At 36.5% G+C, this 18,836-nt stretch carries 8 protein-coding genes; 1 reads left to right on the forward strand and 7 read right to left on the reverse strand.

Going from position 1 to position 18,836, the window contains the following annotated elements; genetic code table 11:
* Positions 1–134: 134 nt before the first annotated feature.
* The 3 genes from FLEMA_RS0111510 to FLEMA_RS0111525 form a co-directional block, all read right to left on the reverse strand.
* Positions 135–2,519, reverse strand: a complete 2,385-nt coding sequence (locus tag FLEMA_RS0111510; RefSeq protein WP_026995523.1) for an ABC transporter permease — start codon at positions 2,517–2,519, stop codon at positions 135–137.
* 11 nt (positions 2,520–2,530) lie between these two features.
* A complete protein-coding gene (locus FLEMA_RS0111520; protein ID WP_026997699.1) occupies positions 2,531–4,897 on the reverse strand; it encodes an ABC transporter permease in 2,367 nt (788 codons plus the stop codon).
* Positions 4,898–5,011: 114 nt separating this feature from the next.
* Positions 5,012–7,432, reverse strand: a complete 2,421-nt coding sequence (locus FLEMA_RS0111525; RefSeq protein ID WP_026997700.1) for an ABC transporter permease — start codon at positions 7,430–7,432, stop codon at positions 5,012–5,014.
* Positions 7,433–7,474: 42 nt separating this feature from the next.
* Here FLEMA_RS0111525 and FLEMA_RS68295 point away from each other — a divergent pair, with 42 nt between their 5' ends.
* Complete coding sequence (locus tag FLEMA_RS68295; protein ID WP_081681303.1) at positions 7,475–7,963, forward strand: Uma2 family endonuclease; 489 nt, start codon at positions 7,475–7,477, stop codon at positions 7,961–7,963.
* A 69-nt stretch (positions 7,964–8,032) separates the two neighbouring features.
* Here the strand turns inward: FLEMA_RS68295 and FLEMA_RS0111560 are convergent, their stop codons facing one another.
* From FLEMA_RS0111560 to FLEMA_RS0111620, 4 genes are all read right to left on the reverse strand, one after another.
* Positions 8,033–10,417 (reverse strand): ABC transporter permease, encoded by a 2,385-nt coding sequence (locus FLEMA_RS0111560; RefSeq protein WP_026997701.1) that lies wholly within the window; start codon positions 10,415–10,417, stop codon positions 8,033–8,035.
* 95 nt (positions 10,418–10,512) lie between these two features.
* Positions 10,513–12,939 carry an ABC transporter permease gene (locus FLEMA_RS0111565; RefSeq protein WP_026997702.1) on the reverse strand — a complete coding sequence of 809 codons (2,427 nt, stop codon included), beginning with the start codon at positions 12,937–12,939 and terminating at the stop codon, positions 10,513–10,515.
* 702 nt (positions 12,940–13,641) lie between these two features.
* The gene (locus FLEMA_RS0111605; protein WP_026997703.1) at positions 13,642–16,116 is read right to left on the reverse strand and encodes an ABC transporter permease; all 2,475 of its coding nucleotides are present in this window, start codon (positions 16,114–16,116) and stop codon (positions 13,642–13,644) included.
* Between the two features lie 309 nt (positions 16,117–16,425).
* The gene (locus FLEMA_RS0111620) at positions 16,426–18,804 is read right to left on the reverse strand and encodes an ABC transporter permease (RefSeq protein WP_026997704.1); all 2,379 of its coding nucleotides are present in this window, start codon (positions 18,802–18,804) and stop codon (positions 16,426–16,428) included.
* Positions 18,805–18,836: the final 32 nt, after the last annotated feature.

The following is an 18,836-nucleotide window of genomic DNA, read 5'->3' on the forward strand; positions in this document are numbered from 1 at the left end:
GATAATATGCTTATTCCCAAAAACAAAACCAAAAAAATAACTAACTGATAATTAATCATTTGCATTTTTTTAAAATAAAAAAAGTGTCCGAAAACGGACACTTTTTGTGCGATTTTGAACAAGTAGAGATGTAATTACTCAGTCCTCAAACTCTTCACGGGATTTGCCAAAGCAGATTTAAAGGCTTGATAACTTATAGTTAGAATGGTTATCAAAACCAAAAGCACTAATACCGTAGCGAACATCCAAGTACTTATTTGAATACGATATGGATAGCTTTCTAAGAATTTATTAGCAGCCCACCAAGCTAATGGAAAAGCAAAAACTACCGAAGCCAACACTAATTTTAAGAAATCTTTCGTCAGCATTGATACGATGGCTAAGGCACTTGCTCCTAATACTTTTCTGATACCGATTTCTTTGGTACGCTTTTCGGCTGAAAGTGTTGCCAAACCAAAAAGACCTATGCACGAAATAAAGATGATAAGTATGGCCGAAAAACTGATAATTTGCTTCCATTTTGCCTCTTTTTCATATTGTTTTTGGTTACTTTGGTCTTTAAAATCATAGATATAAGGCTGCGTTGGGCGTAGTTTCTTGAAGGTTTTTTCAATGAATTTTAAAGTACTTGGAATATCCGTCGGTTTAATTTTAATACTCAATTGAGCAAAAGAAGACCTTTTGGGATCACAAGTAAATAGTTGAGGTTTGATACTTTCATGCAAAGTATTGAAATGATAATCTTTCACCACACCTACTACCTGATACGTTTTATTACTTGAAAAAAAGTTTACCGTTTGCCCGATTGGATTTTTCCAGCCTGCTTCTTTTACAAAAGTTTCGTTTACTAAAACAGACTGAGCGGTATCTGAAGGAAAATCTTGAGAGAAATTTCTGCCTTGAACCATCGGGATTTTTAGCGTAGGAAGATAGTCTTCATCTACTACATCAATGGCAAAAAGAATTTCTTGTTTACCATTAACTTTGGCAATAGTCCTCCAAGAACCGCTTTGTCGTGGGGCAACTTTCTCAATCGACGGATTTTGTAATAGCTCTTGTTTGAAAGTATGGGTTTCGCTCAAAGTCATCCTGCCCGTTGATACATCTACCATATTTTTATCGTCATAACCCAAATCTTGCTTGACCATAAAATCAAATTGCGTATAAAGCACAAGCGTTGCCATCATCATAAAAGCCGCCAATGAAAACTGAAAAACAACTAAGCTTTTTTGCAAGAAACTTCCTTTTGAAAACTTAAATCGACCATAAAGTGTATCAACAGGGCTGAAACTTGAAAGTACTAACGAAGGATAAATTCCCGCCAAAAATCCTGTAAAAAGGAAGAGCAAGAAATACGAAGCAATTAACTGAAAATCAAAAAGATATTTCATTGAAAGGGCTTTATTAGCCAGAGTATTGAAAATCGGCAAAGAGAGTTCTACCAGAAAAATTGCCAATAAAAAAGCAACAAGACTCAACACAAAAGACTCGCCCATAAACTGGAAAATCAACTGTTTGCGGTCGCCCCCAACTACTTTTCTGATACCAATTTCTTTTCCTCGTTTCACAGAGCGAGCTACCGTAAGATTAATAAAATTGATACAAGCAATTACCAATAAAAATACAGCAAGCCCCATCAAAACATACGAGTACATCGGGTCACTGTCGTCTTTTAAGCCATTGGCTGCTCTAAATTCCGTTGAAAGATGCACATCCACAAAAGGCTGTAAACCGTATTGAATAGTACTTTGAAAATTCCATTTTTCTTTGGCTTCGATTAACTGACCTTTGGCTTCTTGGGCGTAAATACTGGCAAATTTAGCCTCTAAAGCTTTTGGGTTTGCGGATGGTTTTAGCTTTACAATAGTGTTTAAATAGAAATTAATCCATTGGTCATCATGGCTTTTTTCACGATGAAAAGGCATTAATAAATCTATTTTGATGGATGAATTTTGCGGTGACTTTTTGGTTACTCCAGCCACGGTAAAAGGCTGAAAAGTATCATCATAATTGATAGACAAAGTTTTGCCCAAAGCTGATACTTTCCCAAAGTATTTTTCGGCTACTTCTTCCGAAATCACAACTGATTGTGGGTCTTTCAAAGCCGTTTTGGGTGAACCTTCTACAAAATCAAAAGTAAAAATTGAAAAGAACGAACTATCAACTTTCAAGGCATCTTGTACCAATACTTCGTTGCCTTTTTTGATGTTGTAAGATTCACCTTGCAGACGAACGAAATTTTCAATTTCTGGCAATTGTGCTTTAAAAGTTGGCCCGGGCATCATTCCTGTAATGCCATATTTATCTACTTTACCATCTGGAGATATTTCGGTAGAAGTAATTCTATAAATCTGGTCGACGTTTTTATGGAAACGGTCGTAACTGATTTCGTCTTTGGTATAAAGTACAATCAACATACAGCAAGCCAAACCAATACTCAGCCCAGCAATGTTGATAAACGAAAACACCTTGTTGTGCAAGAGGTTTCGGATGGCGATTTTGACGTAGTTTTGAAACATGACTTTATGATTTATTCGTTACGAAGGCTTTTGATTGGGTTTGCTACTGCCGATTTAATAGCTTGATAACTCACCGTAACAAAAGCTAAAACAATACTTGTAATACTTGCCAATAAGAATACTTCCCAAGTAAGCGAGATTCTGAAAACGAAATCTTGCAACCACTTTTGCATAGCCCACCAAGCCAATGGAATAGCAATGAAATTGGCTAAAAACACCAAGCCTAAAAAGTCTTTTGAAAGTAAAAAAACGATGTTATTTACACTTGCTCCTAATACCTTGCGGATACCGATTTCTTTGTCTTTTTGTTCTGCCAAGAAAGTAATTAAGCCAAATAAACCCAAACAAGCGATGAGAATGGCGATGCTTGTAAAGCTGAAAAACATTTTAGACATTCTGATTTCGTCGCTGAAAGTTTTCTGAAAAGCTTCGTCTAAAAAGTAAAATTCAAAAGGCTTTTCGGTTGGATATTTTTCATACAGTTGTTGTACTTGTGCTACTTTGGCTTGTACATCTACTTTTGAGTCTAAACGTAAATAAATACTTCCATACAAAGTTTCAGTAGCCTTTGGTACAGAGACGGAAATCATCAAAGGTTCAATTTTCGACTTTACGCCTGTAAAATGAAAATCTTTCATAATACCACCCACAATACTGGGTTTGCTGCCTAAGAACACCGATTTCCCTACGGGATTTTTGCCCAATTCCAGTTGTTCGGCGGCTATTTCGTTAAGATATATTTTTGAATCAAGATTTTTGTTGTCAATAGGTGGTTTTTTCCATTTTAAATCAACTGTTTTAAAGAAATTTTCGTCGGCTGAGATAGCAAAAAGGGAAACCTCCTTTTTAGATATAATTGAATTCGTGAACCACATGTTCATGCCTTTGTATAAAGGAGTTGAAATGCTCGAAACACCTTTGATGCCTGCTATTTGATTAAATTCATTTTTAAGTGCGGTGATTTTTGAAGCAGGACTTTCTTCAATGGGAATTACCAAAACTTGGTCTTTGGTTAAGCCCAAATCCATATTTCGCATAAAATCCAATTGTTTCTGTACAACGATTGTACAGATTATCAACACCACAGAAACAGAAAACTGGAAAATCAAAAAGCCTTTGCGGATAACTGCACCATTTTGTTGGCTTGAAAACTTGCCTTTCAATACTTGTATCGGGCTGAATTTTGAGAGAAACAGAGAAGTATAACTACCTGATAATAAAATACTCAGGATGAAAATCATAGCAATAATGCCCATAAAAAGCGGACTTTTCATAAAAGCAGTATCGACTTGTAAGCCCAAAATATCATAGAAAGGCTGACGGAATAGCTCTAATAGCAAGAAAGCCAACACAAAAGAAAAAAAGCAATACACAAAGGCTTCGATGTAAAATTGCTTTACCAAACCAAGTCTTTCAGCACCAACTACTTTTCTTACACCTACTTCTTTGGCCCTAATTGTAGCTCGTGCCGTTGTCAGACTCATATAATTGAAAAGTGCCAAAAGGAGTATCAAGATGGCTACACCCGAAAAAATATAAGCAAACTTTGTATTCTGGTGGTCTGAAAAACTACTGCCATTATGAATTTTATCAAATTGTTCTAACGAATAGGTTGAAGTTTCATCAAAAAACCCCGTGAGTTTTCCAACTTTAGCAATCGACTTTTCTACTTTTGCCACAGAAGCTTGTTGATTGAGCAACACAAAGGTTTCAAATGACCCCGCTTTTTCCCAAATATGCTGGCGTTCTTCATCCAATTTTGGATAAGTAGCTATTGAAGTTATGATTTCAAACTGGAAAGTTGAATTGGAAGGCATTTGTGCAAACACACCTGTAACAATAAAAGGCTTTTTGCCTTCTAAAAGTAAGGTTTTACCAATCGGATTTTCGTTGCTAAAGTATTTTTTTGCTACCTTCTCAGAAATAACCAAGCTAAAAGGGTTTTTTAAGGCAGTCTTAAAATTTCCTTCTAAGGTTTTGAATGAAAAAATGTTAAAAAAAGCAGGGTCAGCAAAAGCGAGTTTTTCTTCTTTAAATTTAATGTCTGGATGACTACTGCTCTTGAAAGTAGGATTATCCATCTTATTAATGCGTACAAAATCTTCAATCTCAGGATTGCTCTGTTTCAGCATTTCGCCCAATTTGGCATTCATGGCGGTTGTCTGAACGGTTTGTTCGCCATACTTTGTTACGGATAAAATTCTATAAATTCTATCTGCTTTTTGATGGAATTGGTCGTAGCTAAATTCGTGAGAAACAAACAAAAAAATAAGCAACGCAGCTGCAAGTCCAGTAGCCAATCCGCCAATATTTAAAGTAGAATAGAGTTTGTTTCTCCACAAATTTCTGAGGGCAATTTTTAGATAGTTTTGCAGCATGATTATAAGGATTTAAAGATTTTAAGACTATAGGATTAATGGCTAAAAGACTAAAGATTTTTAGATTATCGTAAAAATTTCTCCTCACTCCGAATCCAAAACCCCTCACTCAAATCATTCCGTTCGTAAGCTCGTCACAGGATTGGCTAATGCCGCTTTGATGGCTTGGTAACTTATCGTCAGCAAAGCGATAAAAAGGGCTAAAATGCCAGCCAATACAAAAATCCAAGCACTGATTTCGATGCGATAGGCAAAGTCTTGTAGCCATTTATTCATCAGCCAATAGCCAATCGGAAAAGCAAAACCGCAGGCAATCATTACTAATTTTAGAAATTCCTTAGAAAGTAAAGTAACGATTTGGCTCACCGAAGCTCCCAATACTTTACGCACGCCAATTTCTTTCGTGCGTTGTTCGGCAGTAAAAGTTGCCAAACCAAACAAACCCAAGCAAGCGACGAAAATGGTAAGTCCAGAAAAAATGCTTAGAATCACACTAATTTTCTGTTCGCTTTGGTACGTTTTTTCAAATAATTCATCCATAAAAGCATAAGAAAAAGGCTCTTCTACATTAAACTTTTGCCATTGATTTTTCAAGGAAGCCAACAAACCTTCTACATCTTTTCCTTTTACTTTGATGGTTAAACCATAAGTTTTTTCAGAAACCATCAACAAAGGCGTGATACTTTCATGAAGTGATTTGAAATGAAAATCCTTCACAACACCAATGATTCTGTAAGTAACCTTCAAGCCATCGTTATTTTTTAAGCGAGTAATGGTATGTCCAACGGCATTTTTACCCCATCCGAAAGCTTTTGCTGCCGTTTCGTTGATAATCATGGCGGTAGAATCCGTGGCAAAATCTTTAGCGAAATTTCGTCCAGCAATGATTTTCATGCCCATCGTTGGAATATACTGCTCGTCGATTTTGTACTCCAGCGTTCGCATTATTTGCGAATCGTCGCCGTCGGGATAGCCCAAAGAATTATTTGAATCGCTCGGACCAGCAGGCAAATAGCCAGCACTACTTACGCTTAATACTCTTGGGTCTTGTAAAATTTGCTGACGAAATACTTCTTCATTTTTTCCCAGCGACCAAGTATTTCGCATGATGAGTAATTGGTCTTTGGCATAGCCCAAATCTTTACTTTGAATAAACTTGATTTGCTGATACACCACCGTTGTACCGATGATTAAAGCAATAGAAATAAAGAATTGAAAAACCACCAAACCACTTCTCAAACTGATACTTTTGCCTGCCAATTTGAATTTGCCTTTTAGTACTTCCACAGGATTGAAAGAAGAAAGGAAAAAGGCTGGATAACTGCCTGCCAAAACGCCAACCAACAAACCAAAAACTAAGAAAGCAATCAGTAGAAGCGGATTTTTGAGAAAATCTAATTGTAAATCTTTCTCGGCTAAATCGTTGAAAACGGGCAAAGACAATTGTACCAACATCAATGAAAGTATCAGTGCAACGACACTTAGAAGGATGGATTCAAACAAAAATTGGTTAATTAAATCTTGTTTTACAGAACCCAATACTTTACGAACGCCCACTTCTTTGGCACGTTTGGAAGCTCCAGCCGTTGAAAGATTCATAAAATTGATACAAGCAATAAGCAACATAAACACGGCAATTGCCCCGAAAATATACACATACTGAATGTTGCCACTTGACTCAAGCGTGCCAGTATAACCTTCGTCGAAGTGAATACTGGTAAGTGGTTGCAAGAAAAGTCCAAGCTTATTGCCTTTCTGTAAAAACTGCGGAAGGCTCATGCCCATTGCCGTTTGTATTTGCGGCCCCATGTACTTTTTAATGACTTGTGGCAATTTGGCTTCTAATACTTTGTAGTCGAAACCTTCGGGCAGAACCAAATAAGTAAAATAGCCCGACGACATCCAGGAGGCTGCTTGGGCATCTTTTACGCCAGCCAATGAGCCAAAAATATCAAAATGAAAATGGGAATTATGCGGTACTTTGTCGATAAGTCCTGTTACTTTATAGCTTTCATTCCAACTTTTGATGAATAATACTTTCCCGATTGGGTCTTCGTCGCCAAAGTATTTTTTGGCAAAATCTTGTGTAATAACGGCGGTGTTGGGTTCACGCAGAGCCGTTTTAGCATCGCCTTTCAACAATGGCAACGTAAAAACATCAAAGAAATTGGCATCGACAGAAGCGAACGAATATTCTTTGAATTTCTTGTTTTGGTAAACAATTTCAGGCGAACCACTGGTACGCAAACGAGTAGCGGCTAACACTTCTGGATAATCATTTTTCAAAACCTGAGCCGTTGGTGGCATCACGTTGGCTTCGTTGATTTTTCCATCGTTGATAGAAGCTTTAAATACTACCCTAAAAATTCTATCTGCTTTTTCGTTGAATCTATCATAGCTTAATTCATCATATACAAAAAGCATAATGACAAGGCAAGTGGCAATTCCCAAAGCCAAACCAACGATATTAATTGCCGAGAAGACCTTGTTTCTGAGCAAATTACGAATAGCGATTTTTAAATAATTTTGTATCATGATTTTACTTTTTGATTATATTTGAAATAAACAAAAGTGATTATGGAACTATTAGCCGAAAACATAGCCGAAACCCTACTTTCAGATTACGAAATAGAAAGGAATAAACCTATGCCAACACTTTTACATGGTGCAATTCAAGCTAATTTGATTTTTGAAATCAAATTCAATTACAGAGATAAATTTAGAGTAGCCAGCGAAGTTTCCTTAGCTACTCCCAACTCATTTACTCCCGATGTGGTATTATATCCTTTTGAAAATTTAGACTTTCAAAACGACCCTTCTCGTCGCCAAGATGCCCCTTTGTTGTCTATTGAAATACAGTCAGCATCACAAAGTAGTAAAGACATGACTTCAAAGCTTGAGCCTTATTTCAATTTTGGTATCAAATCTTGCTGGATTGTTGTTCCAGATTTTCAAGGAGTTTTTGTTTACGATAGTCCAAACCATTACGAATTTTTCCATGAAGACCAAATCGTACAAGATAGAGTAATGAATATTGAGATACCTATTTCAAAAATCTTTGCTTGATTTTTATCTTCATTTTTGGATTTCGGTAAAAAATACTCATCACTCCCCACTCAAAATTCCTAACTCAACTCATTCCGTTCTTAAACTCTTCACTGGATTTGCGGAGGCGGCTTTGATGGCTTGATAACTTACGGTTAATAGAGTAATCAATAAAGCTCCCAAACCTGACGCTACAAAAATCCACCAAGAAATATCCGAACGGTATTCGTATTTTTTCAACCAACTGTTCATAAAAAAGTAAGCAATTGGTGCAGCGAGTAAAAAGGAAAGCATCACTAAAAAGACAAAATCTTTAGAAAGTAATTGCCATAAATTCAAGACCGTTGCTCCTAATACTTTTCTTACTCCAATCTCTTTGGTGCGTTGTTCTGCTACAAATGAGGCTAAACCAAATAAACCCAAACATGAAATAAATATGGCAAGAACGGCGAAGATGCTGGCTAATTTACTTATTTGGACTTCATCCCCGAATTTTTTGGCATACTCCTCATCTACAAAATTGTAGTCAAATGGTTGAGAGGGATTATATTTATCAAAGACAGTTTTTATTTTACTCAAAGCCATACTTGCACTCATTTCTGGATTGATTTTAGCAAGAATATAAGCGACATCCTCTTTGTTGAAACTATATATTGTAGGTTTTACTTGTTCATAAGGAGATTGCATAATTACATTTTTTACCACACCAATCACTGTAATGGGTTGTTTGTACCATGTAATTGTTTTGCCAATAGGGTTTTTCAAACCCATTAATTTTACAGCTGATTCATTTAAAATGACTGATGATGAATCTGTTGCAAAAGCTTTCGAGAAGTCTCGTCCTTCTTTCATTTGCCAGCCTATCGTTTTTCCATAATCGTAAGAAGTGCCAACAATTGGAATTTCTGCCAATAAATTGGGGTCTTTTCCAGGCCATTCAAATTCGTTACTACTTAACCAACTTTCGGTAGTCGGTCCAGACGTTTCGCAAATACTAACAATTGCCCCTGTTTTATATAACTCATCTTTTACTACATCGAAGTGCTTATGAATTTCATTAATGGCTTGTGGCAAGGACACTAATCCGTTGGTTTCATAACCAATAGGGCGATTTTTAGCGTATTGTATTTGACGAAAAATAACAATTGTGCCAATTATTAAAGTAATAGAAACCGTAAATTGCATTACTACTAAAGCTTTGCGTGGAATAGAAGCAAAACGACCAATGCTAAAAGTACCTTTCAATACTTTCACGGGTTGAAAAGACGAAAGATAAAGTGCTGGGTAAGTTCCTGCCATTAGTCCAGTAAATACGCTAAAACTTATTCCTGCCAGCCAAAACAGTGGATTTGACCATAAAATGACTATGTCTTTGCTTGCCAGCTCGTTGAAAAATGGTAAACATAACTGAACCAGACACAACGAAAATATAAAAGCAATAGTAACCACTAAAAAAGACTCACTATAAAATTGTGAAATCAACTGGCTACGAGCGGAACCAATTGCTTTGCGAACGCCAACTTCTTTTGCTCTTTTTGCACTTCGAGCTGTACTTAAATTCATGAAATTGATGCATGCCAAAAGCAAAATGAATGCTCCAATGATGCCGAATAGCCAAATATATTGAATTCGACCGCCAACGTTAAAGCCATCTTTAAAGTCTGAATACAGATGCCAATTTGCCATCGGTTGTAGAAATAGGGTAGGCTTCATTTTGGCTAATTCTTTATTAACCTTTTTTAATTTTACATCTTTTATTTTTAATGAAACCTTATCAAAATCAGCGTTATCAGCTACTTGAACATAAACTTGAAAAGCATTTACTTTCCAGGGGTCGTCTATTGATTTTACCCAACCGTATCTATTGTAAAATAATTGAAAAGGAGCAATGAATGTTACGGTATTGAAAGTAGATTTTTTTGGAAAATCTTCATAAACACCTGTAACTTTTACATTATATTGGTTATCCATTTTAATAATTTTATCTAATGGATTGGCTTTTCCAAAAAGGGCAATTGCTACTGATTCTGAAAGAATAATGGAGGATGGGTCATTTAAACAATTTCGAGTTCCTTTCAACATTTTTACCCCGAATACGTCTATTCCTTGTGGTTCAAAATAAGAACCTACTTTTAAAAACTTATTATTGCCATAACTTAACACATTCCAGACATCGTTCATTGACAGTGCTACTTGCTTAAAATCACTTCCGTAGTTTTTGCGGAGTTCTTCTGCTAAAGGATAAGGAACACTTTCTAGGGTTTGAACGTCTCCATTATTGGTTATGTGTTGCATAACCTTAGCAATTCGGGTATAGTCTTGGTGATATTTATTAAAACTCAATTCATCCCAAATCCAAAGTCCAATCAACATCGTTACTGCCATCCCAACAGCAAGACCGCCGATGTTGATGAAAGAATAAACCTTGTTTTTGAACAAAGTTCTTAGTGCGATTTTTAAATAATTTTGTATCATTTTTTGTGGACTTTAGGATTGATGAAAAAGACTTTGGGATTTTAGATTTCAGATTTCGGTAAAAAATACTCCGCACTCAAAATTTCCAACTCAACTCATTCTGTTCTCAAACTCTTTACAGGATTCATCAAGGCTGATTTTGTGGCTTGAAAACCAACGGTAAGTAATGCAATTGCCAAAGCCAAAACGCCCGCAACCACAAAGTACCACCATTCAATATTGATTCTACTGGCAAAATCTTGCAACCATTGGTGCATAAAATAATAGGCAAGCGGGCAAGCGATAAGAATGGCAATACTTACCAAAATCAAAAAGTCTTTTGATAGCAATTGTACAATGCTGAATACCGATGCACCCAAAATTTTACGAATACCAATTTCTTTGGTGCGAGATTCTACCGTGAAAGTAGCCAAACCGAAAAGTCCCATACAGGCAATAAAAATTGCCCAAACCGAAGCAGTTGTAAACAAAGTACTGTACTGACTTTCGGTTTCGTATTGTTTATTGAAATTTTCGCTCATAAAGAAAAACTCAAATGGATTGCCTGAAAAATGCTTTTTGAATACATTTTCCAAAGTTGCCACTTTGCTATTCATATTTTCGCCAGCGAGCTTTACTGTTAAGTATGAAGAACTATTGAAAGGATAAAAAATCATCGGGTCGATGGCGGTTTGTAAACCTTTGTGATGATAATCTTTCACTACGCCAATTACATCCAAATAACGTTCGTCCCATTTGATTTTAGTGTTTACGGCTTCGTTGGCTGACTTAAAACCGAGTTGCTCAAGAGCTTTTTCGTTCAAGAGTACTTTGCTGTTGTCGTTCCATTCCACGTCACATTCTTGTTCGGTAAAACTTCTTCCTGCCTTCAAAGGAATATCGTAGGTTTTTAGAAATTTATGTCCAATTGTTACGAAAGAGTAAGGTTTTTGTTCGTCGCCAGTTTTTGATTTGGCAGAAGTAAAACCAACCGTCGTAAAATTATACCAATTGCTAGGCACACTTCCGCTGGTACAGTAATCATTCACGAAATTGAGGTTGGCAATATCGTTTTCAAAAGCATTTACTCGGTTTTTGAAAGTACTGTCTTTCCCAATTTCTGGGCCTTTAATTACCAACAATTGTTTGATATTCATGCCCAAATCTTGGTTTTGCATGTGTTTCAATTGACTGAAAATAATCAACGTAACTATAATCAATACAATTGAAATACTGAATTGGGTAATCACCAGCGATTTACGCAAGAAAATCCCTTTGGCAGATTTGTGTAATTTTCCTTTTAAGGTTTCTATTAATTTAAAATTCGCCAAGCCCCAAGCGGTATAAATACCCGAAGCGACAGACCCAACAATTAACAAACCCAAACCAATCACCCACAAAGTGGAAGAAAGTAAAGTACTTAGTGAAAGGTTTTTATGAATGATTTCATTGAAAAATGGTTGTAATAAAGTCACAAGAAGGATTGCTCCGACAAAGGCAAAAAAGTTTACCAAAATAGATTCTCCTAAAAACTGCATCACCAAATTGTTGCGTGTTGCACCAATTACTTTTCTTACGCCTACTTCATTGGCTCGTTTTAGGGCGTTGGCGGTACTTAGGTTGATATAATTGAACCATGCAATCAGCAAAATCAAGAAGGCGATTCCACTTAGAATAAATACATATTTGATATTACCATTGTGTAAATACGTATCTGAAAAACTACTTGCTAAATGGATTTCTGAAAAGTGCTGTAATCGGAAAGTAATATCGTCATTTTCTTTGCTGAGTTCCCTTCGAAGCATGTTGAGCTTCCCTTCAAGTGACAGATAATCAACACTTTGTCTTAACTGAAAATAGGTATCAATATACTGAGAATCCAGATTAGTAAGATTTGCCCAAGCGTTATCATTGAGGTTGGCTGGGTTTTTTAGGGTTTCTAATGAAAAAACAAAGTCGAGTTGAATGTCGGAAAGGTCGCCCATATTGGCAAAAACGCCTTCTACTAAATAATCTTTTTTCCCAAATTGGTTGTATAAAGTAAGCGTTTTACCGATAGGGTTTTCTGCGTCAAAATACTTTTTTGCAACCGATTCTGCTACAAAAACTACATCAGGTTTTTGTAGTGCCGAAGCCGAACCTTTGATGATTGGAAAGCTAAAAAATGAAAAGAAATTACCTTCTGAATAGGCTACTTTTTTTTCACGGAAAGAGATATTTTTTGCTTCATATTTCACTACGCCTTGCCCAATGCTCTCGGCCACACGACAGTAACTTTTGATTTCTGGAAAGCGTTCTTGTGCTTTCGTAGCCCAGCCCGGTTCTACTTGAGCCCACGATTCTCCTTTAGGGTTTTGGTTCAAAAGTCGGAACATCGTAGGTAAATTGGCGTGAAATTGATTCACGCTTTTTTCCAAACTTACATATTCCAAAATCAACAAAAAGGCAGCAATCCCCAAAGCTAAGCCTGCAATGTTGATAAATGAGTAAACCTTGTTTCTGAACAAGATTCTCAAGGCGATTTTTAAATGATTTTTGAACATTTTCTTGACTTTAGGATTTTGGAATTCAGATTTCGGATTGCAAGTTAGTTTTGTCCGAAGGATTTTATTGTGTTCAAAATAGTTCTTATTTTCAGTATTTTTTGTGTAGAGGCAACCCTCGCGGTTGCCTGTGAATACGGTAACCGCAAGAGGTAACTGCAAGAGTTACTGCTACTTTAATCTTATTTGAAAGACTATGATAAGCCTTCGCTTGCCCTTTTGAATGCAGTAACTGCAAGAGGTAACTGCAAGAGTTACTACTACATTAATCTTATTTGAAAGACTATGATAAGCCTTCGCTTGCCCTTTTGAATGCAGTAACTGCAAGAGTTACTGCTACTTTAATCTTATTTGAAAGGCTATGATAAGCCTTCGCTTGCCCTTTTGAATGCAGTAACTGCAAGAGTTACTGCTACTTTAATCTTATTTGAAAGGCTATGATAAGCCTTCGCTTGCCCTTTTGAATACAGTAACTGCAAGAGTTACTGCTACTTTAATCTTATTTGAAAGACTATGATAAGCCTTCGCTTGCCCTTTTGAATACAGTAACTGCAAGAGTTACTGCTACTTTAATATTAATTTGAAAGACTATGATAAGCCTTCGTACATTACTAATTTCAAGTTTAGGATTGATGACTAAAAGGCTTTGGAGTTTTGGTGAAAAAATACGCCTTACTCAGCACTCAAAATTCACAACTCAACTCATTCTGTTCGTAAACTCTTCACTGGATTCATCAAAGCGGCTTTTACTGATTGATAACTCACCGAAATCAAAGCAATGATGATAGAGGCAATGCCTCCCAAAGCGAAAATCCACCAACTAATAGTAATCCGATAAGCGAAATCTTGTAACCATTGATTCATCGCCCAATACGCAATGGGCGTAGCAATGAAGATTCCTAAAATGACTAATTTCAAAAAGTCTTTCGACAGCAATTGCATGATTTGCATCACCGAAGCTCCTAATACTTTGCGGATGCCAATTTCTTTGGTGCGTTGTTGGGTTGTAAAAGCCACCAAGCCAAATAAACCCATGCAAGAAATCAAGATAGCAACGCCCGTAGCAGTATTAAGAATTTTGGCAAAGCGTTCTTCTTTTTCATAGAATTTGGCAATACTTTCATCAAAAAATTGCGGACTAAATTCTTCATAACTATTAGGATAAATTTCCTTACAGGCTTTTTCGATTTTGGCTAAAACACCTTTGAAATCAGCAGAAGATTGTCCTTTGCTATGAATTTTTACATTGATGGCTGTTTCATATTTAGTTTCCGACATCATATACAAAGGTTGAATGGCTTTGTGTAATGACTGTAAATGAAAGTCCGCCACAACGCCTACGATGGGCAATTTGTAATCTCCTTTTCCGCCAGAATACACTAAAAAATGTCCAACAGCTTGTTCAGGTTTTTTGAAGCCCAATGCTTTTGCGTAAGTTTCGTTAATGATAAATTCTTTGGCGGTATCGCTATTGGTGATATTTCTGCCTGCCAAAATCTTGATACCAAACATCGGTAGATAATTTTCATCAATCGTTCTTCTATGAACGTCCGTTTTAATTTCTTTTCCGCCTTCCTTATAAGTTACCCTGTTGGTAGAATAGCCACTTCTTGCAGGAGTTTCTCCAAGACTAACGATTTCTATTTCAGGCATTTGCTTGAGTTTTTGAATCAATACAAATTTTTTGTTATTGTCTGGGTCGTTCCAATCTGTGTAAAAATGCACGATAGCATCTTTTTTAAAACCAAGGTCTTTACTAAGCATATACTTCGACTGCGTAGCCACAATGATTGTTCCCAAAATAAATACTTGTGAAGCCGTAAATTGAAAAGTAATCAAAGCTTTACGAAGTAGAGCAGTACGAGTTTGTCCGCCAGATGATATTTGATTTTTCAAAGACGAAACGGGCTGATAAGCCGAAATTATCCAAGCAGGGTACAAGCCAGACAATACACAAGTGCCAAGTGTAATGATGCCTAAAAAGCCTAAAATATTTGGATTTAAAATATTAAAAGATAATTCTTTCGGAATAAATTCTTTGAAAACCCAAAGAATGGGTTCTACTAAAAGAACAGAAAAAAAGACGGCTAAAGTGGTGATAATAAATGTTTCACATAAAAACTGGATTATTAATGTTTTTCTATTACTTCCCAAAACTTTACGAACACCGATTTCTTTCACACGAGTAATAGACTGAGCGGTTGATAAATTAACATAATTGATGGCGGCAATTAATAGCAAAAATCCAGCGATTCCTAAAAGAGTGTAAAGCGTTGGTAAATGTACTTGTCTTGAAAAATTGTCTTGTAATATATCACTAAAATGAATGTCTGATAAAGGCTGTAATGAAAGTGTTCTGCCAATATTCCACTCATCTTTTAGGTCGAGATGTTTTTTTAGAAAAGCAGGAAATTGTGCATTTACAGTACTTTCTTTGGTGTTTTGAGTAAGCTTTACAAAAGCCATTGAACTCGAATTGGTATTTGTCCATTGGTCTAATTGAAATTCTTTACGCCAATTTTGGGTTTCAATACTTTTGAAAGAAATAAAGTTTTTAAACTTAAAATCAGAATTAACAGGGAAGTCTTTCACAACGCCCGTTACGGTGGTAGCCAAAGAATCATTGAAGTATAATTGTTTGCCCAATACTTGTGCTAAAGGAATTTTGCCAAAATATTTTTCTGCTTCGCTTTGGCTTAAAACTACTTCGTTTGGTGTAGTAAGGGCTGTTTTTGGGCTACCTGCCAACCATTCGTAATTGAAAATTTTAAAATATGCTGGCTGACAAACCAATACTTCTGAATTGTCGTTTTTCCAGATTTTAGGTGGATTTTTACCGTCTTTTTTGTCGTTTGGTAAAGATGTTCTTGCACTCCAAACATGACAAGCTGCCAAATACTCTATACCCGAAATTTCTTGTGCAAGAGAAGCAGGCATTGGTGACGATAGACCCGAGTTATAAAAATGTTCTCCTTCTTGGTTTTTGAAACCAGAAGTTACTCGATAAATCCGTTCACGGTCGGGTTGAAAATCCTCAAAACTTAGTTCAAAGCTGACCAGTAAATAAATTACTAAGCAGGCACTTACGCCAATTGCCAAACCAAGTATATTAACGAAAGAATAAACCTTGTTTCTCAACAAGATTCTCAAAGCGATTTTTAAATGATTTTTGAACATTTTCTTGACTTTAGGATTTTGGAATTCAGATTTCGGATTTCAAGTTAGTTCTGTCTGAAGGATTTTATTGTGTTCAAAATAGTTCTTATTTTCAGTATTTTTTGTCTAGTGGCAACCCTCGCGGTTGCCTGTGAATACAGTAACCGCAAGAGGTAACTGCAAGAGTTACTGCTACATTAACATTAATTTTATTTGAAAGACTATGATAAGCTTTCGTACATTACTAATTTCAAGTTTAGGATTGATGACTAAAGGGCTTTGGAGTTTTGGTGAAAATGTACTCCTCACTCAAAACTCCTAATTCAAAAATTATTCTGTTCTTAAACTCTTCACTGGATTAGCCGAAGCTGCTTTTACGGCTTGATAGCTTACGGTTAGTAAAGTAATAATCAACGCACCTAAACCCGATATTCCGAAAATCCACCACGAAATTTCTGAGCGGTATTCATAGTTTTTCAACCAGCCATTCATAAAGTAATAAGCAATTGGCGTGGCTATTAAGAATGAAATCATCACTAAAACCACAAAATCTTTAGAAAGTAATTGCCATAAATTGAATACCGATGCACCCAGTACTTTTCGTACACCAATTTCTTTCGTGCGTTGTTCAGCCGTGAAAGATGCCAAACCAAAGATGCCCAAACAAGAAATAAAAATTGCCAAGCAAGCAAAGAATGTAGCCAATTTACCGATACGTTCTTCGCTATTGAATTTTAGAGCGTATTGTTCGTCGGCAAATTTATAGTCGAACGGACTGCCTGGGTTGTATCTTCTAAATACTTCGCCTACTTTTTCCAAAGAAGCGGAGGCACTCATGGCAGGGTTCAACTTAACATTGATAATATTTGCCCAACCATAATTGATAAAAAATATTGTTGGTTTAATGGGTTCATAAGGCGATTCCATCACCATATTTTTAATGACGCCGACAATTCGGTAATTTTTATCGTTCCAATTGATATTCTTCCCAACAGGGTTTTTCATACCGATAAACTTGGCAGCGGCTTCGTTTAATACCATTCCAGAAGTATCGGTTGAAAAGTTTCTTGAGAAATCTCTTCCTTCTACAAAATTCCAACCTACCGATTTGCCATAATCATGCGAAACAGCAATTACTCCAAAAAGTGCTTGTAGATTTGGGTCTTTGCCTTCCCAATTAAAACCGATTTGATTTGAATACACACCAGTAGTTGGGCTTGACGATTGCGACATTTCATAGACCGCTCCTGTTTTTAATAAATCACTTCTGAGGGCATCGTAATGACCCACCAATTCGGGAGTATTGATGGTGATAGCAATCAAGCCATCACGACTATAACCGATGGGTCTGTCTTTAGCGTGTTGAATTTGGCGGTAAACGATAATCGTTCCGATGATTAAAGTAACCGAAACTGTGAATTGAATCACTACCAGTACTTTACGTGGAACGGCGGCAAATCTTCCCACACGAAAAGTACCTTTGAGTACTCTGATTGGGTCGAAAGAAGACAAATAAAATGCTGGATAACTTCCAGAAATTAAACCTGTAATCAATGAAAACGAAATACTGAGTATCCAGAAATAGGGATTTGTCCAAAGAATGGACATTTTTTTATCTGATAATTCATTGAACCAAGGCAAAGTAAGCGTTACCAATACAAGCGTAAGCACAAAAGCAAACACTACAATGAGTAAAGATTCGCTTAAAAACTGAGTAATTAATTGTGAACGAACCGAGCCGATGGCTTTACGAACACCTACTTCCTTCGCACGCTTTTCTGAACGAGCAGTACTTAAATTCATGAAATTGATGCAAGCCAACAAAAGTACAAACACGCCAATAATGCCAAATAACCATACAAACTGAATACGTCCGCCAGAGATTTTACCGTCTTTAAATTCAGAATACAAATGCCATTTGCTCATCGGATGCAAGAAAACCATCGGTTTGGCAGCATCTTGTTTGTCGTGATTGAATTTTACTAATCTGATTTTTGCGGATACTTTATCAAAATCTGCATTTGGATTTAGCTCTGCAAAAGTTTGGAATGAGTTATTATTCCACTGATCTTGCGAGTTTTTCACCCAATTTTCGGTAGCCAAATACAGTTCCCAAGGCAATACGAATGATACTTCGTTGAGGGTAGTATTATGTGGTAAATCTTCATAAACGCCCGTTACTTTTACGTTGGTTTTGTTATCTACTTTTACGATTTTATTAATCGGGTCGGTATCTCCAAATAAAGCGGTTGCAACCGATTCTGAGATAAGAATAGAGTAAGGATCTTTCAATCCTTTTTGCGAACCCTTCAACATTTTGAAGGTAAACATTTCTGGAAATTTGGGCTCTACAAAGTTTCCTGTTTTGGTGAATTTTTTGTCGCCCACAGCCAAAATGTGTTCAAAAGTCCAAGAAGACAACACTACATTTTTGAAATCTCCTGAGTATTTCGCTCGTAGCTCGGGGGCTAAAGGCAAAGGCATTGCCGTTTGCGAACCTATAACGCCATTCCAAGTTTGGTTTTGCATTACTTGTGCCAGACGGTCGTATTTTTGATGATACTTATCGAAAGACATTTCATCGAAAATCCAAAGCCCAATGAGTATCGCAACGGCCATTCCTACCGAAAGACCAATAATATTAATTGCCGAGAAAGCTTTGTTTCTCAACAAGGTTCTAAGAGCAATTTTAAAATAATTTTTTAACATGTTTTTTTAGGTTTTTGGGTTGGAGGCTTCGG

Source organism: Flectobacillus major DSM 103 (genome assembly GCF_000427405.1).
GTDB classification, from domain to species: domain Bacteria; phylum Bacteroidota; class Bacteroidia; order Cytophagales; family Spirosomataceae; genus Flectobacillus; species Flectobacillus major.

Bases quoted from the DNA above. Each gene is read 5' to 3' on its own strand.
- FLEMA_RS0111510 (WP_026995523.1), bottom strand. From the start codon at position 2,519: ATGTTTCAAAACTACGTCAAAATCGCCATCCGAAACCTCTTGCACAAC.
- FLEMA_RS0111520 (WP_026997699.1), bottom strand. From the start codon at position 4,897: ATGCTGCAAAACTATCTAAAAATTGCCCTCAGAAATTTGTGGAGAAAC.
- FLEMA_RS0111525 (WP_026997700.1), bottom strand. From the start codon at position 7,432: ATGATACAAAATTATTTAAAAATCGCTATTCGTAATTTGCTCAGAAAC.
- FLEMA_RS68295 (WP_081681303.1), top strand. From the start codon at position 7,475: ATGGAACTATTAGCCGAAAACATAGCCGAAACCCTACTTTCAGATTAC.
- FLEMA_RS0111560 (WP_026997701.1), bottom strand. From the start codon at position 10,417: ATGATACAAAATTATTTAAAAATCGCACTAAGAACTTTGTTCAAAAAC.
- FLEMA_RS0111565 (WP_026997702.1), bottom strand. From the start codon at position 12,939: ATGTTCAAAAATCATTTAAAAATCGCCTTGAGAATCTTGTTCAGAAAC.
- FLEMA_RS0111605 (WP_026997703.1), bottom strand. From the start codon at position 16,116: ATGTTCAAAAATCATTTAAAAATCGCTTTGAGAATCTTGTTGAGAAAC.
- FLEMA_RS0111620 (WP_026997704.1), bottom strand. From the start codon at position 18,804: ATGTTAAAAAATTATTTTAAAATTGCTCTTAGAACCTTGTTGAGAAAC.